At 58.5% G+C, this 14,646-nt stretch carries 14 protein-coding genes and 1 tRNA gene; 4 read left to right on the forward strand and 11 right to left on the reverse strand.

The features are described from left to right. Positions 1-50: 50 nt before the first annotated feature. On the reverse strand, positions 51-851 hold the full coding sequence (locus ABIE13_RS17510; protein ID WP_354445772.1) for an enoyl-CoA hydratase-related protein: 801 nt from the start codon (positions 849-851) through the stop codon (positions 51-53). Here ABIE13_RS17510 and ABIE13_RS17515 point away from each other — a divergent pair. Further along, on the forward strand, positions 850-984 hold the full coding sequence (locus tag ABIE13_RS17515; protein ID WP_354445774.1) for a hypothetical protein: 135 nt from the start codon (positions 850-852) through the stop codon (positions 982-984). The genes ABIE13_RS17510 and ABIE13_RS17515 overlap by 2 nt on opposite strands. On the opposite strand, the gene ABIE13_RS17520 is transcribed toward ABIE13_RS17515, so the two are convergent. Then, complete coding sequence (locus ABIE13_RS17520) at positions 969-1,709, reverse strand: IclR family transcriptional regulator (protein ID WP_354445776.1); 741 nt, start codon at positions 1,707-1,709, stop codon at positions 969-971. The two genes, ABIE13_RS17515 and ABIE13_RS17520, sit on opposite strands and share 16 nt — an antisense overlap. 607 nt (positions 1,710-2,316) lie before the next feature. Continuing rightward, complete coding sequence (locus ABIE13_RS17525) at positions 2,317-4,236, reverse strand: serine hydrolase domain-containing protein (RefSeq protein WP_354445778.1); 1,920 nt, start codon at positions 4,234-4,236, stop codon at positions 2,317-2,319. Between the two features lie 101 nt (positions 4,237-4,337). On the opposite strand from ABIE13_RS17525, the gene dbpA reads away from it, so the two are divergent. Both dbpA and arfB read left to right on the forward strand, forming a co-directional pair. Further along, positions 4,338-5,738, forward strand: coding sequence for an ATP-dependent RNA helicase DbpA (gene dbpA, locus ABIE13_RS17530; protein ID WP_354445780.1), 1,401 nt, complete (start codon positions 4,338-4,340; stop codon positions 5,736-5,738). Positions 5,739-5,740: 2 nt separating this feature from the next. Then, complete coding sequence (gene arfB, locus ABIE13_RS17535; RefSeq protein ID WP_354445782.1) at positions 5,741-6,139, forward strand: alternative ribosome rescue aminoacyl-tRNA hydrolase ArfB; 399 nt, start codon at positions 5,741-5,743, stop codon at positions 6,137-6,139. 63 nt (positions 6,140-6,202) lie between these two features. On the opposite strand, the gene ABIE13_RS17540 is transcribed toward arfB, so the two are convergent. Together ABIE13_RS17540 and ABIE13_RS17545 are read right to left on the reverse strand one after the other, a co-directional pair. Further along, positions 6,203-7,171 (reverse strand): arsenic resistance protein, encoded by a 969-nt coding sequence (locus ABIE13_RS17540; RefSeq protein ID WP_354445784.1) that lies wholly within the window; start codon positions 7,169-7,171, stop codon positions 6,203-6,205. 106 nt (positions 7,172-7,277) lie between these two features. Next, positions 7,278-7,670: a hypothetical protein gene (locus tag ABIE13_RS17545; RefSeq protein ID WP_354445786.1), complete on the reverse strand. Its 393-nt coding sequence runs from the start codon at positions 7,668-7,670 to the stop codon at positions 7,278-7,280. 121 nt (positions 7,671-7,791) lie between these two features. Between ABIE13_RS17545 and ABIE13_RS17550 the strand changes: the two genes are divergently transcribed. Then, positions 7,792-8,058 (forward strand): PsiF family protein, encoded by a 267-nt coding sequence (locus ABIE13_RS17550; RefSeq protein WP_354445788.1) that lies wholly within the window; start codon positions 7,792-7,794, stop codon positions 8,056-8,058. A gap of 231 nt (positions 8,059-8,289) precedes the next feature. Here ABIE13_RS17550 and ABIE13_RS17555 read toward each other — a convergent pair whose 3' ends face one another. The 6 genes from ABIE13_RS17555 to uvrC all read right to left on the reverse strand — a co-directional run bounded on the left by ABIE13_RS17555 (position 8,290) and on the right by uvrC (position 14,632). Then, positions 8,290-10,239 carry a SurA N-terminal domain-containing protein gene (locus tag ABIE13_RS17555; RefSeq protein WP_354445790.1) on the reverse strand — a complete coding sequence of 650 codons (1,950 nt, stop codon included), beginning with the start codon at positions 10,237-10,239 and terminating at the stop codon, positions 8,290-8,292. A gap of 150 nt (positions 10,240-10,389) precedes the next feature. Continuing rightward, positions 10,390-10,465 (reverse strand) — tRNA-Val (locus ABIE13_RS17560). A gap of 18 nt (positions 10,466-10,483) precedes the next feature. Continuing rightward, a complete protein-coding gene (locus tag ABIE13_RS17565; protein ID WP_354445792.1) occupies positions 10,484-10,756 on the reverse strand; it encodes an HU family DNA-binding protein in 273 nt (90 codons plus the stop codon). A 258-nt stretch (positions 10,757-11,014) separates the two neighbouring features. Then, a complete protein-coding gene (locus ABIE13_RS17570) occupies positions 11,015-11,917 on the reverse strand; it encodes a DMT family transporter (RefSeq protein WP_354445794.1) in 903 nt (300 codons plus the stop codon). Then, the gene (gene pgsA, locus ABIE13_RS17575) at positions 11,914-12,480 is read right to left on the reverse strand and encodes a CDP-diacylglycerol--glycerol-3-phosphate 3-phosphatidyltransferase (protein ID WP_354445796.1); all 567 of its coding nucleotides are present in this window, start codon (positions 12,478-12,480) and stop codon (positions 11,914-11,916) included. Before pgsA ends, ABIE13_RS17570 begins: the two co-directional genes overlap by 4 nt. A gap of 169 nt (positions 12,481-12,649) precedes the next feature. Further along, positions 12,650-14,632 (reverse strand): excinuclease ABC subunit UvrC, encoded by a 1,983-nt coding sequence (gene uvrC, locus ABIE13_RS17580; protein ID WP_354445797.1) that lies wholly within the window; start codon positions 14,630-14,632, stop codon positions 12,650-12,652. Positions 14,633-14,646 lie beyond the last annotated feature (14 nt).

Here is a 14,646-nt window from a genome sequence, read left to right on the forward strand (position 1 = left end):
AATTGTCGGCCTTGCGCCTTGCCTCCCCTTCCTTATTCACCAAGAATTTTTCAGCGACCCGTCCATACAGGCGGCCGCTTGGCATTGAACGCGGCAAGGCCTTCTCGCGCATCTTCGGTCTGAATCATGGCGGAGATGTTGCTTTCGGTGAATGCCATCATTTCGTGGAACGACATCGCTTCTACCGCATGCATGGCGTATTTGCCACGGCGCACAGCCAGCGGCGAAACGGCCATGACGTCGGCAACCAGCGCATCCACAGCGGCATCGAGCTCGGCAGCCGGCACAACCTTGTTCAGCATGCCCAGTGAAAAGGCGGTTTTGGAGTCAATGGGTTGGCCGGTAAGGCACATCTGATTCAAGAAACGCGGCGGAATCAGATCGCGCAGGATGGTGAGGATCTGCATGGGAAAAATCCCTATCTTCACTTCTGGCATGCCAAAGCGCGCCTCTTCGACGGAAACGGCCATGTCGCACAGGCCGAACAGACCCAGCCCTCCTGCCATGCAAACACCATTGATGCGACCGATGATGGGCACCTGGCAGTCATGCACCGCGCGCGCCAAATCGGCCAGCGGTAACTGCATACGGGCAAAGTCAGGTTTGAATGGTGTGTCCCCTGGCGTGAGGTCAGCGCCGGCACAAAAGGCCTTGTCGCCCGCTCCGGTCAGCACAATGACTCGTACGCTGCGATCCGCATTGGCTTGCCGTACAGCAGCCCCCAGGCGCAGGAGAACATCGTCCGTGAGCGCGTTGCGGCGCTGGGGACGGTTCAAGGTCAGGCGCATCACCGCGCCTTCTCGCTCTACGAGCAAATCATTCGTTGTGTCCGCGGACTGTTCTGAACTCATGAAAATCTCCTCAGTGGTCGGTTTTAGGAAACTCTGGCTGCCAAGCTTGGGTGAAGCTGCGCAAGCCTTGAATCGGAAACTGCATCTGGCTCCAGACATGCAAGCCAGCGTGCGTGCTCAAGATGGCGCATAGGACCTCACCAACTCCGCGGAAATGTCTGCCGCAGCCTTCTTGACAAGATTGGTATAGAAATCCTGGGAAACGGTAGCCCTGTGCATGGGAATGCCCGTGGTCACGGCACCCACCGCCAGGTCCGGACGTGGACGGCAAAAAACAGGTGCGGCGATTCCGCAGACATCTTCGCTGTACTCGCCCTTGGTGACACAAACGCCTTCACGACGAATGATTTCAAGTTTCTCCATGATTGCGGCTCGATCAATGACGGTCTGAGGCGTTACCTTCTGCAAGTCGGTGGTCTCAAGATATTGGGTCACCTGGTGAGCTGGCTGCCATGCCATGACGGCAAGTCCGGCGGAGGTGCAATAAAGAGGCCTCGTCTCCCCTGCTCGGACCACATATCTGATGGCCCGGCTTCCCTCGGCCACTTCCATATATTCGGTGTGCGCCTGCGTTTCGTCGAGCATAACGAACGCCGTCGTCTCCCCCAGGCGGGAAGCATAGAGCTCCAACGCAGGTCTCATGCTTCGCAGGAAAGCCGAATGGCGGCTGGCGCGAAACGAGAGGCGCAATGAAGAGGGTCCGAGTACATAGCCCGATTCGAGTTGCAGGAGGTATCCCTCGGCAACCAATGGACGCAGCATGTTGAACAAACTGGTTTTGGGAATCACCAAGCTCTGGCTGAGTTGGGCAAGTCCAACACCCTCCGTGGACTTGGCAATGATTTCAAGTATTCGCAAAGTCCGGATGGGAGAACGGGGTCCGCCAATTGCACCGGTTGCCCGTTCGCGGCCAGTTGCGAGAAACCCATTGTCTTCAACCACACTTGAACTACGCCCTTGCACTCAGACTCCTCATGCCCCTGAAATGGCCCCTGCTGGCCGCCGGAAATCAACGCCGGGCGCCAATTGCACCGGTTGCCCGTTCGCGGCCAGTTGCGAGAAACCCATTGTCTTCAACCACACTTGAACTACGCCCTTGCACTCAGACTCCTCATGCCCCTGAAATGGCCCCTGCTGGCCGCCGGAAATCAACGCCGGGCGCCAATTGCAAAGCGCATGACGAGCGGACCATCCGGTGCGCAATGGAATTCCCAAGCTATTGTTCTAATAATAGAACCATGATTTCCATTCTGTTCCATTATTGGTTTTTCGTCAATGAGCCTGGTCACCAAAACCCGAAGCCGTGCCGATCCGCGAAGAACGGCTTCAATTATCTTGTGCGCTCTTGTCGGTCCTATGCGTTGGGTCCTCGGGGGACAATGTCTCCGGGGCTCGTCGTAGAGGCCCCTTGCCTTCGGAATGGGCCATCAAAGCATGGCGCTCAGCCCGGACCCGGCCGTCGTTTTCAGAGATGGCTCTTGGTTGCAGTCGGCTCTTCGGGCGAGAAGCGTTCAAACACCACGCTCCCGAGATGGAGCTGCTCGGACTCCACCCCATTTCGCTGGACTTTCACCATGCTGATTTCGAAAAGGTCGCGACCATCATTACCCGGGACCTTGACGATCATCCCGGCCTGATCGTCGTTTGTCACACGCAGCAACTGATTCTCGAATAGCAGATAGCCCGGCAGCACTTCGAGTTCGTTCATGTGCCACACAATGGGTGCGTACAGACGAGTCACGGCCTGGGGAGAGTCGTTGGCATATCGCCAATCACTGCCTAACCTGGCTTTCCAGGCTGCTGGAAGTGCAATGTCTGATGGAGGCAACCATTCCCCTATCGGTATTTCCCCCCAGCTCAGCGCATTGCCTGACAACTCCCGGCGAATCAGATAGTGATGCTCGCCCACGCTCTGGAACCGATAATTGGTCTCCGGGTGAGCATCCGACCACCAATACCCGTCGTTGCGCAGACGCAGTTGCCCCTGAACAACGTCCCAGGACGAGCCGTTCCAACTGCTCAACGTCAGCGAACCGTCTCGTTCATTGCTGACCTGCAAAGGCGGTTTGGAACTGGCATACACGCCTGCGCGCGCCTGCACCTCGGAAGCGGATGGCGGCGTCTGCTGCGCGACCGGGGGGACCGTTGGCATCAGCGAACCCGGCAAGCTCCGAACGGCGCCGCGTTCTGCGGCGACCCGGAGCAGCAATCCTTCGGCAAGTTTTCCTGGCTGGTAGTCGTGACCACTACCCACAATGAGCAAAGCCATGCGAAGTTCTGGCAACACAAAAAATTCGCTGGAGAAAAAGGTGGTGCCGCCGTTTTTGCTCCAAGCTCTCACGCCCCCGGCATTCATGCCGGCCTGCTGCACTGAATCCCAGCCCAACCCCCATTTCCATGAATGTGCGCTAGGGTTGATAAGGGTCCGTGCACCTTGGTCGACCGCCATTTCGCGAATGGCCTCCGCAGAGACAAGGCGCTTACCTTCATAGACGCCTTGATCAAGCAGCATCCGCCCGAACCTGAGCATGTCAGTTGCGGTGGTGAAAATGCCTCCCGTTCCAAACGGTGTCGACATTTCCTGCGGAAGGCTCTGGCCTTTGAAGTACGGGTGCACATAAGTGCCGTCTGGCAAGGGCGCCAATGGATACCCTGCAGAGTGCATGCCTAGCGGGATGAATATCTCCTGCCGGACAAACTCAGGAAAGGACCGACCATCCACCGCTTGGACAAGACGTTCAACCAGGGTAAAGCCATCATTGCAGTAAACGGCCAGCTCACCAGGCGCGTGCTTGAGGTGAGAGTTCTCCAGAACCCGCTGGGTATCTTCTGCATAACCCAGATAGGGTGCGAAGCTGCCGTTGTCCCGCATATTGTTGCCGGGAAAGCCTGAGCTGTGAGAGAGCAGATGCCGCACCGTGACCTGTTTGAATTCCGGCGATAGCATGCGAAATCCGGGGAGCAGCTCCACCAGCGGCTGATCCAGTTTCAGCTTGGAGCGCTCTCGCAATATCAGCACCGCGAGCGTAGTGACCACCTTGGAAACGGAACCAATATTGAAAACGGTCCCTACCGCGGCGGGCACCCCTTTCTCGCGGTCAGCGAATCCGAATGCCTCTTGCCAGACCACGCGGTCATCCGCAAGCAAGGCCACGGAGACGGCCGTGGTGGCGGAATCTGGCCTAGCCAAGGATTCGCGAATGCTGTCTCGGCACCATTGCACCGCTTTGGAGCCTGCCCAGTCAGGAGGCGTCGGATCAATGCCATCGGAGCTGCCACCGCAGGCCTGCAACCAGGGAGCGGCCAAGCCAGCCATGGAAAGGCCCAGGTAGCTGCGGCGCGACATGCCCTGACGGGTGTCAGGCTTCATCAAAGGAGGCGTCATGGAGTGCTTTTATGAAAGAGGCCTGGACCGGCATGCGAAATCACCGCCGTGAACTCACATAATACGTTTGATACGTCAGCGGCAGTGCGTAAGATGCGGGCATGACTTCTCTCCCGGCAACTTCCAATAGTTTCGACAACCTCCCTCTTTCCCCCGCAGCGCAGGAAAACCTGCGGCGCTTGGGCTACCTTGAAATGACGGCCATCCAGGCCGCCAGCCTCCCCGCCGCATTGCAAGGCAAGGACCTGATTGCGCAAGCCAAGACAGGCAGCGGGAAAACCGCGGCTTTTGCACTCGCCTTGCTGGCCAAGCTCGACGCACGCAATTTTTCTGTGCAGGCCATGGTGCTGTGCCCCACGCGTGAGTTGGCTGATCAGGTCACCACAGAGATCCGCCGACTGGCCCGGGCCGAAGACAATATCAAGGTTGTCACCCTCTCTGGCGGTGTTCCGTTGCGCGGACAGACCAGCAGCCTGGAGCGTGGTGCGCACGTGGTCGTGGGTACCCCCGGGCGCGTGATGGACCACATGGACCGGGGCCACCTCAAGCTCGATACCTTGTCGACCCTGGTGCTGGACGAAGCCGACCGCATGTTGGACATGGGCTTCGTAGATGACATCAAGAAGGTGGCCCGTCAATGCCCGGCAGAGCGGCAGACACTGCTTTTTTCGGCCACCTACCCAGACGGCATCGCCAAGCTGGCGGCGCAGTTCCTCCGCAACCCCGTGTCGGTCAAGGTGGAGTCACGGCATGACAACGATCAGATAGAGCAACGCTGGTACGAGGTGCGAGACGATCAGCGGCTTGCAAGCGTCGCACGTTTGCTGGAGCATTTTCGGCCTGCGAGCACACTGGCCTTTTGCAATACCAAGGCGCGTTGCCGTGCACTGGCTGAAATGCTGCAAGCGCAGGGCTACAGCGCGCTGGCGCTACACGGCGAGCTGGAGCAGCGCGATCGTGACCAGGTCCTGATTCGCTTCGCCAACGGCAGCTGTTCCATTCTCGTGGCAACGGACGTTGCCGCACGGGGACTCGACGTAGCAGGTCTTGCTGCCGTGATCAATGTGGACATCTCTCCGGACCCGGAAGCCCACGTCCACCGCATCGGACGCACGGGCCGCGCTGGACAGACTGGGCTCGCGCTCAGTCTGGCGACGATGGATGAGATGGGAGCCGTGGGACGCATCGAACAATTGCAAGGCCAGCCTTCCGTCTGGCATCCCCTGACGGACCTCACACCCACACCAGGAAGCCGCCTGCTGCCCGCCATGGCTACGGTTCACATCCAGGCAGGACGCAAGGAAAAAATTCGCCCGGGAGATGTTCTGGGCGCGCTAACGGCAGATCTGGGCTACTCGCGCGAGCAAGTGGGCAAGATCGACATCAACGAGTTCGCCACCTACATTGCGGTTGAGCGCAGCATCGCACCGGAAGTCGCTGCGCGCCTGAGTGCGGGACGTATCAAGGGTCGCACCGTGAAAGCGCGCGTGCTGAAAGACTGAACGTGGCATCACAGGTGGATGAAAATGAGGTTGAGATCACGGCTGTCCGGGCGCAAGGCCCGGGTGGTCAGAACGTCAACAAAGTCTCGACAGCCATTCACCTGCGATTTGATATTCGCGCGTCATCGTTAGCGGCCGGTATCAAGGAGCGCCTGCTGGCGCTGCCAGGCCGGCGCGTCACCAAGGAAGGCATTTTGGTGCTCAAGGCTCAGTCCGCGCGGACTCAGGAGCAAAATAGAGCCATCGCGTTGGCGCGCCTTGACGATCTGGTGACGGCAGCTGCGCAAGTGCCAGAAATCCGCCGCCCGACCAAACCTACTTACGCCTCCAGGCAGCGCAGACTGGCAGGAAAAGCTCAGCGTTCGGAGGTCAAGGTCGCGCGCCGCAAGGTGGGCGAATAGAGCGCAAAAGGGAGCGAACAGCGGCCGCTTGTCGATGCCGGTGTGGCGCTCGCTGACCAATTCCTAGCGCGCGTCATTTGTTCGGCCGATCTTGGGAAACAAGCGGATATAGATAAGTTCACTGACCAGCTCGACCATCGTCTGAGTCACGATCACAGCAGGCAGCAGGGGCGCAGCGCCAGGCACCGCAAGTGCCAGTGGCAATACCACCAGAGAGTTTCGCGTAGCGGCACTGAAAGCGACGGATCGACTGGCGGCCACCTCCAAGCCAAAGCCACGGGCAATCCACCACCCCAGCATGGGTGCCACGACCGCAAACGCCACGTAGACAGGAATGACCTGCATGGCGGCATCCATCGCCTGACCCATCTGGGGCATCACCGCGGCCACCACAATGAAAAGAACCACTGCGGTTGCAGGCACAGGCGCCAAACCCAAACGAACTACCATGCGATTGATGGCTGGACTGCGACTGGCCCACTTCTGCAACAGCGCGGCCAACGCAAGCGGCGCAGCTATCAGCCAGATGAGCGCATCGACGAAAGGCCCCAAGCGCATCAGTTCTCCGGATGCGTCTATCTGGAGAAGCTCAAGGTAGACAGGCAAGAGCACCATCTGAACAATCAGCAGGAGAGGCGTTGAGGCCAATAGCAACTTGGCATCGGCGCGCCCGAGATGCGAAAACGTCACCACATAATCAATGCAAGGAGCCAGCAGCACCATCGCCACACCAAGTCGTATCAGAGGATCCTCGGGCAGGAATTGGATCAGCCCCGCCACGACGAGCGGGACAGCGATGAAGTTGGCACACAGCAAAGCACCGACAAATTGCATGCGCGTAAACGCTTGCCTCAGTGCCGCCATGGGCACCTGCAGGAAGGTCACAAACAGCATGAAGGCAAGCGCTGGGTTGACCAGTTGCTCCAACCGCGTGGCACTTGGCCAAGCAAAGGCACACAGGGCGGCCGCACCGATGGCGATGAAATAAATCAGAACCTGATGAGCCTCCAGGCAGTCTCTCGCGTCAGTCATTGGCAATGACAGGGGGTTCAAAAGGGGCATCACGCTGATTCTGACGCATGTGGAACCTGGGAAAATCGCGCTGCCCAGCATGGCAAGCGATGGACATGCGCTGAATTTACTTTTGCACCTGGCTTGGACGGGTCGACTTGGCGGTGAGGGTGGGCGTGGTCTGCAAGGCTTCGGCATTGCGGTGCTCGCGGATGGCATACGCCAGCTTTTCCTTCCACTTAAGCCCCACAGGAACTCGTACCTGGCGCTCCAGCATGGCCGCCTTGTGCTGGCTGCAAGGGCGACTGGTCCAAAATCGCCGCCCGCTGTAGCGCTTACATAGATACATGGCTGAACTCCCTGTCGATGCAACTTGAGCAGGGCTGTCCACCTGGGTCACCTTGATCACCTGCACGCGCTCATGCCCCCCGGCGCATGGGAGCGCCTGATAGCTGCTCCCACAACGGTAGACTTGCGCCACAGCGGGCTCGGAAGCGAGGAATAGGAGCGCCATCGCCACGGGCAAAAATAAGGCAGTACACGTGATAAAAGCCCCGCCCACCGCCGATGAGCCGCTTGGAAAACAGCAACCCAACCGATAAACTGTGGCGCCCACCTTCGGGCCTAATCTGGAGATTTCCATGCGCAAGTTCCTGATCCTGGCTGCCCTTGCAACGGCGTTCACTGGCCCGGCATTCGCCAACAATAAGCAGCAAGAGGTCATGAAGTCCTGCAACACAGCGGCCACAGGCAAAAAAGGTGACGAGCGAAAGGACTTCATGAAGGCCTGCCTTTCTGATGGCAGAAAAGCTCAGCAGGAAAAAATGAAAACCTGTAACGCAGACGCAACAGGTAAAAAGGGCGACGAGCGCAAGGCATTCATGTCACAGTGCTTGAGCAAGGGCTAAAGCCCCTTTGCAATAACGCATGAAGGCGCGATTCTATGCGCCGCATGCGGTCCCTTGATCCGAGTGTGATGACATAGCCGTATTGGCGTCTTCTGGGTGGACAGTGTGCCGGGCAGTCCTTCGCTAGGCTGACTTCCACACCGCGCTTACAGCAAGGGGCGCAGATGCAAAAAGCCACCGCTAAGGTGGCTCTTTGACGGAGGAACTCAGCCGGTAAGCTGGGTCAAGCCCTTATCGCTGCTCTGAGGCTCCCGCTGCGACTGCCTGCCCGGCTGTCGGTGCAGGCACCAAAATTTCGCCCTTGAAGCGCGCTTTGAGCACGTCGTAATACGCCTTGCCTTCAGCTGAGCCCCAGATCTGCTCATAGCGCGAGCGCTCTTGCGCCGCCGCGTCAGCCGCAGAAGCCTCTCTGGGAACAACCTTGTTCACCCGAGCGACTGCATAGCCCCCTTGCCCCAGATCAACGCCCACAAAAGCAGGTGGTTTGGCGACGTCCGCCCGCAAAACAGCTTCCAGCAACACTGCTGGCTGTTCTTGTGGGTTCTCGCGTGAAATCACGATAGGAGCCGGCAGAGTGGTTGCTGTCGCCGGTTGTGCGCGCCATGCGGCAAGGCGAGCTTCGCCTTCCTTGCGAGCCATTTCCGCAGCGCGAACGTCGATAAATCTTGTCCGAACTTCCGCTTTCACTTCTGCGAATGGACGCGCATGGGCGGCGGTGTATTGCGTTACACGCCCAGCTGCAAGCTGATTGGCACCAATTTCAAGAGCTTCAGTGTTCCGCTTTCCGTTCAGTGAATCAGAGGAGAAAAGCGCTGAAAGGAATCTAGGCGACGCCAAAGGCCCCGTCGCACCGGCAGCCGGTGTACGCGCAACATTAGTAGCTGTTTGGATCGGTAGCTTGAGCTTGTCTGCTATGGGCTTGAGGCTGTCAGACTGCTCAAACACGCCGTTGGTGAATGCTTCCGCCAACTCGCTGAACTGTCGCTGCGCCTGCTCAGTGCGCAACTGATCTTCCAAGCGGGCACGCAGTTCCTGGAACGAAGGCACAACCGCTGGTTTGATATCCGTCAACTCAACAATGTGATAGCCGAATTCGCTTTCAACCACGTCGCTGATGTCGCCCTTCTTGGCCAGATTGAATGTCGCCTTGTTGATGGCCGGATCCAGGCCTTTGTCGCTCTGGAAAAAACCAAGGTCACCACCACTCGGGGCGCTCATGTCGTCTTGTGATGAGCTCTTGGCAACGGCGGCAAAGCTACCAGGAGTCTTGCGCACTTCCTGCAGCAACTCCTGGGCTTTGGCCTTGGCCTTTTCGCGCTCAGCGGCTGGAGCATCTTTGGCTGCCAGAATGAGAATATGACTGGCCCGGCGCTCTTCTTTGGTACCAAAGCCTGCGGAGTTTTGATCGTAGTAGGTTTTGAGATCTTGCTCGCTTACCGCCACGGACTTCTTGACGTTATTCAGATCCAACACAACGTATTCAACATTGGCTGCCTCTGGCGCCTGATAACGAGCCGCGTGCGCCTTGTAGAAAGCTTCCAGATCGGCGTCGGTGGGGTTGATCTTGCTGGCAAATTCGGCCGGCGAGAAACGAGCGACCTGAACCTCACGCTGCTCCAGGAATGCACCCAAAGCTACGTCTGACTGCGCCTGGCTTGCAAGGCCACTACCGACCACTGCACCCAATACCTGGCGCGCAGACAATTCAGCGCGAACGCCAGCTTCGAAGCCTTCAGGAGTCAGTCCCTGGCGAGCCAGAAGCTGACGGTACATTTCCATGTCCAGCGTTCCATCTGGTTTGCGCAGTGAAGCGATGGCCGGATCATTTTGCAGCTCAGTGGCCACACGCGAATCGGTAGCAATCAGATGTTCGCTATTCGCCGCAGCGGCCAAAACGCGGTCGCGGACCATGCGCTCCAGCGTGGCGTATTTCATTGCCGGGGTATCAAGCTGCGCCAGTTCGACATTCGGATTGGCCGCTCGAACGCGGTCAATCTCCTGCCGATGGAAGTTGTCCCATTCGGTCTGCGTGATGTTCTTGCCATCCACTCGCGCCACTTTGTTGGCGCTTTCGTTCATGCGGGTATAGCCCTCAAGACCTACCAGCGCAAACGATGGGATGACCAGCAGGAACAAGACCCCCATCATGATCTTGGTGTTGTTACGAACGAAATTGAACATGCACGAAACTCTGTCTGGCTGGCCCAAATGGAAAAGGCTCTCAAGCAGGCCCTCGCTTTTCGAGGTATGCACCCCCGGAAGGTGCAATTTCTTGAGTCATCCTAACGACAAAAAAGGCGAACCAATGTTCGCCTTGCTTCAACTGGTGGGTGGTGGGTGCTGAGGGGCTCGAACCCCCGACCTACGCCTTGTAAGGGCGCCGCTCTACCAACTGAGCTAAGCACCCCACCGGATGATGCCGGAATTAGTTCAATGCATCCTTCAGGGCTTTGCCCGGACGGAACTTAGGTACCTTGGCTGCCTTGATTTTAATCGTAGCGCCAGTACGTGGGTTACGGCCTGCGCGCGCAGCGCGCTTGCCGACTGCAAAAGTGCCGAAACCAACCAACGAAACGGTACCGCCTTTACGCAGGGTAGTTTTGACAGCGCCGATTGTAGCCTCTAGCGCGCGTGTAGCAGCAGCCTTTGAAATATCTGCGTTGTTGGCGATGTGTTCGATCAGCTCGGTTTTGTTCACAAAGGTGCCCCTCTACTCAAGAATTGTGAATCTGGTCATGCGACGGTACGTTCAAGACAATCATGTCTTGGCCCTGGTCGCTTGGCCTGCCATTTAACCGCTGACTGCGATACGCTCACGCCCGTCAGCAAAAGTTTGCCAGCGAACGCTGAAACGCCAGCGAGCGTTGCATTCTAGACTGAAATATCGACGCCGAAGAGCCCAACGAACAGCTTAGGCGACTTAGCAACACCATATCTTGCAAGATAACGCACAAGTTCAGCGGGGTTTGGCTGGTCTTACCACCAGACTGACACCTATGGCCGTCAACGCCGTGCCCAATATGGTTGCCAGCGTAATCGGCTCGTCGAACAGGGTCCAGGCAATGATGGCTGTGGTGGGAGGCACCAGGTACATCAGGCTGGCCACAGAAGCTGCGGCACCACGCTGGATCAAGAGATAGAGGAGCGAGCTGCCACCCAAGGTAAGCCCAAGCACAGACCAAGCCATGGCGCCCACCACCTGGGCGTTCCATTGCACAGAATCAGGCTCAAGCCAGGCCAAAGGGGCTGTTATCACTGCCGCTGCGATCAATTGCACAGCGTTGGCGCTGCGTACGTCGCAGGGCGCAACAAAACGTTTTTGGTAGAGCGTGCCCGCGGTAATGGCCACCAGCGCCAAACATGCCCAGGCCATGTTGATGACGGTGACGTGGTCATTGGGGCTTCCGTGTGTCAGCTTGCGCCACACCACCAGCACCAAGCCTGCAAACCCCAGTATCAGGCCAGCCCATTGCCTGCGGCTGACACGATGGCCGCTCCCGACAGAAACAGACAGCCAGATGGCCGTCAACACGGGCTGTATGCCGACTATCAGGGATGACAAGCCTGAACCCATCCCTCCCTTGACCGCCGCCCACACGCCGCCCAGGTAGAGCGCATGCATGAGCACGCCGACCACTCCCAGGTGAATCCATTGGAGCCCGCTTTGCGGCCAGCGCACGCCAGCGATGGCAATCCAGACCACGAAGCAAGCAATGGAAAGGAGATAACGCAGCAACAGGAAGGTAAAAGGTGGCGCGTACGGCATGGCGTAGCGGGCCACAATGAAGCCAGTCGCCCATATCAGCACGAAGACCGCGGGCATGCTGCGGATCAGCGTCTGGCCATCAGCGGGCTTCATTTCACACGCGCACGAATTTCAGGCAATGCCTTCTGCAGGTAGTAGACCATTGACCACACCGTAAGGACCGCAGCCACCCAGATCAATACCGTTCCCCAGATCCGCGTGTCTATCATCTCAAACAAGACACCGTCGTAGAGCAGGAACGGGATGGCCACCATCTGCACGGTGGTCTTGGCCTTGCCCAGCATGTGCACAGCCACGCTTTTGCTGGCTCCGATCTTGGCCATCCATTCGCGCAGCGCTGAAATGGCGATTTCGCGGCCAATGATGATGAGCGCCACAAACACGTCGGCTCGTTGCAAGTGAACCAGTACAAGAAGCGAGGCGCACACCAGGAATTTATCTGCCACGGGGTCAAGAAAGGCCCCGAACGATGAAGTCTGATTGAGTTTGCGGGCCAGATAACCGTCGAGCCAATCCGTCCATGCGAAGACTATGAACATCACGGTGGCCACGACATTGCGGGTCTCAGCCGCCAATGGCAGGTAGAACACCCCAACGATGAGTGGGATCGCGACAATGCGCGTCCAGGTCATGATCGTCGGAATAGTGAAAAACATGGCGACGATTGTGGCATGGCTGCCGAAGCTATGTGCAGCTATGTGTGCAAGCGTTCGCTCTTACTGTTGAAAACAGCATCAAAAGACGTTGCCCAACGCCCTGCAAACAACTTGCAAACACCTTGCCGCAACGTTGTCTTGATACCTCCACCCCCTTCGCGCATCAACGTCAATGCAGCGCGCGGTAGATCTCCTCAGCCAATTGATAGGAGATACCTTCTACCGTAGCCAGGTCTTCAATGCTTGCGGCCTCTACACCCCGCACACCGCCAAAGCGTTGCAACAGCCTCGCACGGCGTTTGGGGCCAATACCGGCAATCTCCTCAATACGGCTGCCACCCACCCGCACACGGGCGCGCTGTGCACGCATGCCTGTGATGGCAAACCGGTGCGCCTCGTCACGAATCTGCGCCACCAGCATCAGTGCGGCCGAATCATGCCCCAGGTAGACCGTCTCCCGTCCATCGGCAAACACCAGCTCTTCCAGTCCGACCTTGCGGCCCTCGCCTTTCTTCACTCCGACGATGAGTGACAAATCCAGGCCCAGCGCTGCGAACACCTCACGTGCCATGGACACCTGCCCCTTGCCCCCATCCACCAGCACGAGATCAGGCATGCGCACATTCGTTGCCGCGTCCTCGGCTTGCATGGCCTCGGCCAGCTTGCCATAACGGCGCTGCAGCACCTGTCGCATGGCGGCGTAGTCGTCGCCAGGGGTGATGCCTTCAATCTTGTAACGCCGGTATTCACCGGACTGCATGCGGTGGCCCTGAAACGCCACGCAGCTGGCCTGGGTAGCCTCGCCCGCCGTGTGACTGATGTCGAAACACTCAATGCGCAATTGCTCCATGTTGTCAGGCGCAAGATCGAGCGCCTCCACCAAGGCACGGGTACGCGCCTGCTGCGAGCCCTCTTCGGCCAACAGCCTTGCCAGTTGCAGTGCAGCGTTCTGCTGAGCCATCTCCAGCCATACCCTGCGCTGACCGCGGGGCGCGTGCTGAGCGCTGATCTTCATGGCGGATTGCTCGCCCAGCGCCTTGATCAGCGAAGCGCTGACCGGTTCACTGGTGATCAGTGACTCCGGCACGGGCACGCCGAGATAGTGCTGCGCAATGAAAGCCTCCAGCACATGCGCTTCCACGGTGGGAGCTTCCTCACCGCCACGCTCAGTCACCAGCGCTTGAGCATCTTCCACGTGCGCGGGAAAGTAGGCCCTGTCACCCAGGTGCCGCCCCCCACGAACCATGGCCAGGTTCACGCACGCTCGCCCGCCCTGGACCTTCACCGCCAGGATATCCGCGTCCGCATCCGAGCCCACTTCAACCGCCTGCTGATGCAGCACGCGAGACAAGGCTTGCATCTGATTGCGTATCTCCGCCGCCTGCTCGAATTCAAGCGCAACCGAATGCGTCATCATGCGTTCTTCCAGCGTTTTCAGCACGGTCTGGGTCTCACCGCGCAGGAACTGCTCGGCGTGCCGGACGTTGTCCGCGTATTCCTGAACACCGATGTAGCGCACGCAAGGCCCCGTACAGCGTTTGATCTGATAGAGCAGACATGGGCGCGTGCGGTTGGCAAACACCGTGTCTTCACAGGTGCGCAGGCGAAAAACTTTCTGCAACAGCAAAATGGTTTCTTTGACGGCCCACGCGCCCGGATAGGGACCGAAATACCTGTGCCGTTTGTCGGTTGCTCCCCGGTAATAAGCCACGCGCGCATAGGTTTCGGGAGATGGTGAGCCTGACCCGTCATCCTCGAGCATTTTCAAACCGGTACCGGTGATCTTGAGGTACGGGTAGCTTTTGTCGTCGCGAAAAATGATGTTGTAACGCGGCGCCAGGGTCTTGATGAGATTGTTCTCAAGAATCAAGGCCTCTGCTTCCGAGCGCACCACCGTGGTCTCCAGCCGGACAATCCGGCCCACCATGTGACCAATGCGCGTGCCGCCGTGATTCTTCTGAAAATAGCTGGTGACGCGCTTCTTCAGATTGCGAGCCTTACCAACGTACAAGACTTGATCGGCCGTGTCGTAATAACGGTAGACGCCCGGCAGACCCGGCAACGCCGCCACCTGAGCCAATAGCTCCTGGCTGTGGGTAGGCAAGTCATCGGCGGGGGCCGGCAAATCAGTGGGTGGCGGAAGAACGCTCATGGGTCGAGTTTATG

Origin of the sequence: Ottowia thiooxydans (assembly GCF_040548795.1) — a bacterium.
Taxonomy (GTDB): Bacteria; Pseudomonadota; Gammaproteobacteria; order Burkholderiales; family Burkholderiaceae_C; genus Ottowia; species Ottowia thiooxydans_A.

Bases quoted from the DNA above. Each gene is read 5' to 3' on its own strand.
- ABIE13_RS17515 (WP_354445774.1), top strand. From the start codon at position 850: ATGAAAATCTCCTCAGTGGTCGGTTTTAGGAAACTCTGGCTGCCAAGC.
- ABIE13_RS17510 (WP_354445772.1), bottom strand. From the start codon at position 851: ATGAGTTCAGAACAGTCCGCGGACACAACGAATGATTTGCTCGTAGAG.
- ABIE13_RS17525 (WP_354445778.1), bottom strand. From the start codon at position 4,236: ATGACGCCTCCTTTGATGAAGCCTGACACCCGTCAGGGCATGTCGCGC.
- dbpA (WP_354445780.1), top strand. From the start codon at position 4,338: ATGACTTCTCTCCCGGCAACTTCCAATAGTTTCGACAACCTCCCTCTT.
- ABIE13_RS17540 (WP_354445784.1), bottom strand. From the start codon at position 7,171: ATGACTGACGCGAGAGACTGCCTGGAGGCTCATCAGGTTCTGATTTAT.
- ABIE13_RS17550 (WP_354445788.1), top strand. From the start codon at position 7,792: ATGCGCAAGTTCCTGATCCTGGCTGCCCTTGCAACGGCGTTCACTGGC.
- ABIE13_RS17555 (WP_354445790.1), bottom strand. From the start codon at position 10,239: ATGTTCAATTTCGTTCGTAACAACACCAAGATCATGATGGGGGTCTTG.
- ABIE13_RS17570 (WP_354445794.1), bottom strand. From the start codon at position 11,917: ATGAAGCCCGCTGATGGCCAGACGCTGATCCGCAGCATGCCCGCGGTC.
- pgsA (WP_354445796.1), bottom strand. From the start codon at position 12,480: ATGTTTTTCACTATTCCGACGATCATGACCTGGACGCGCATTGTCGCG.
- uvrC (WP_354445797.1), bottom strand. From the start codon at position 14,632: ATGAGCGTTCTTCCGCCACCCACTGATTTGCCGGCCCCCGCCGATGAC.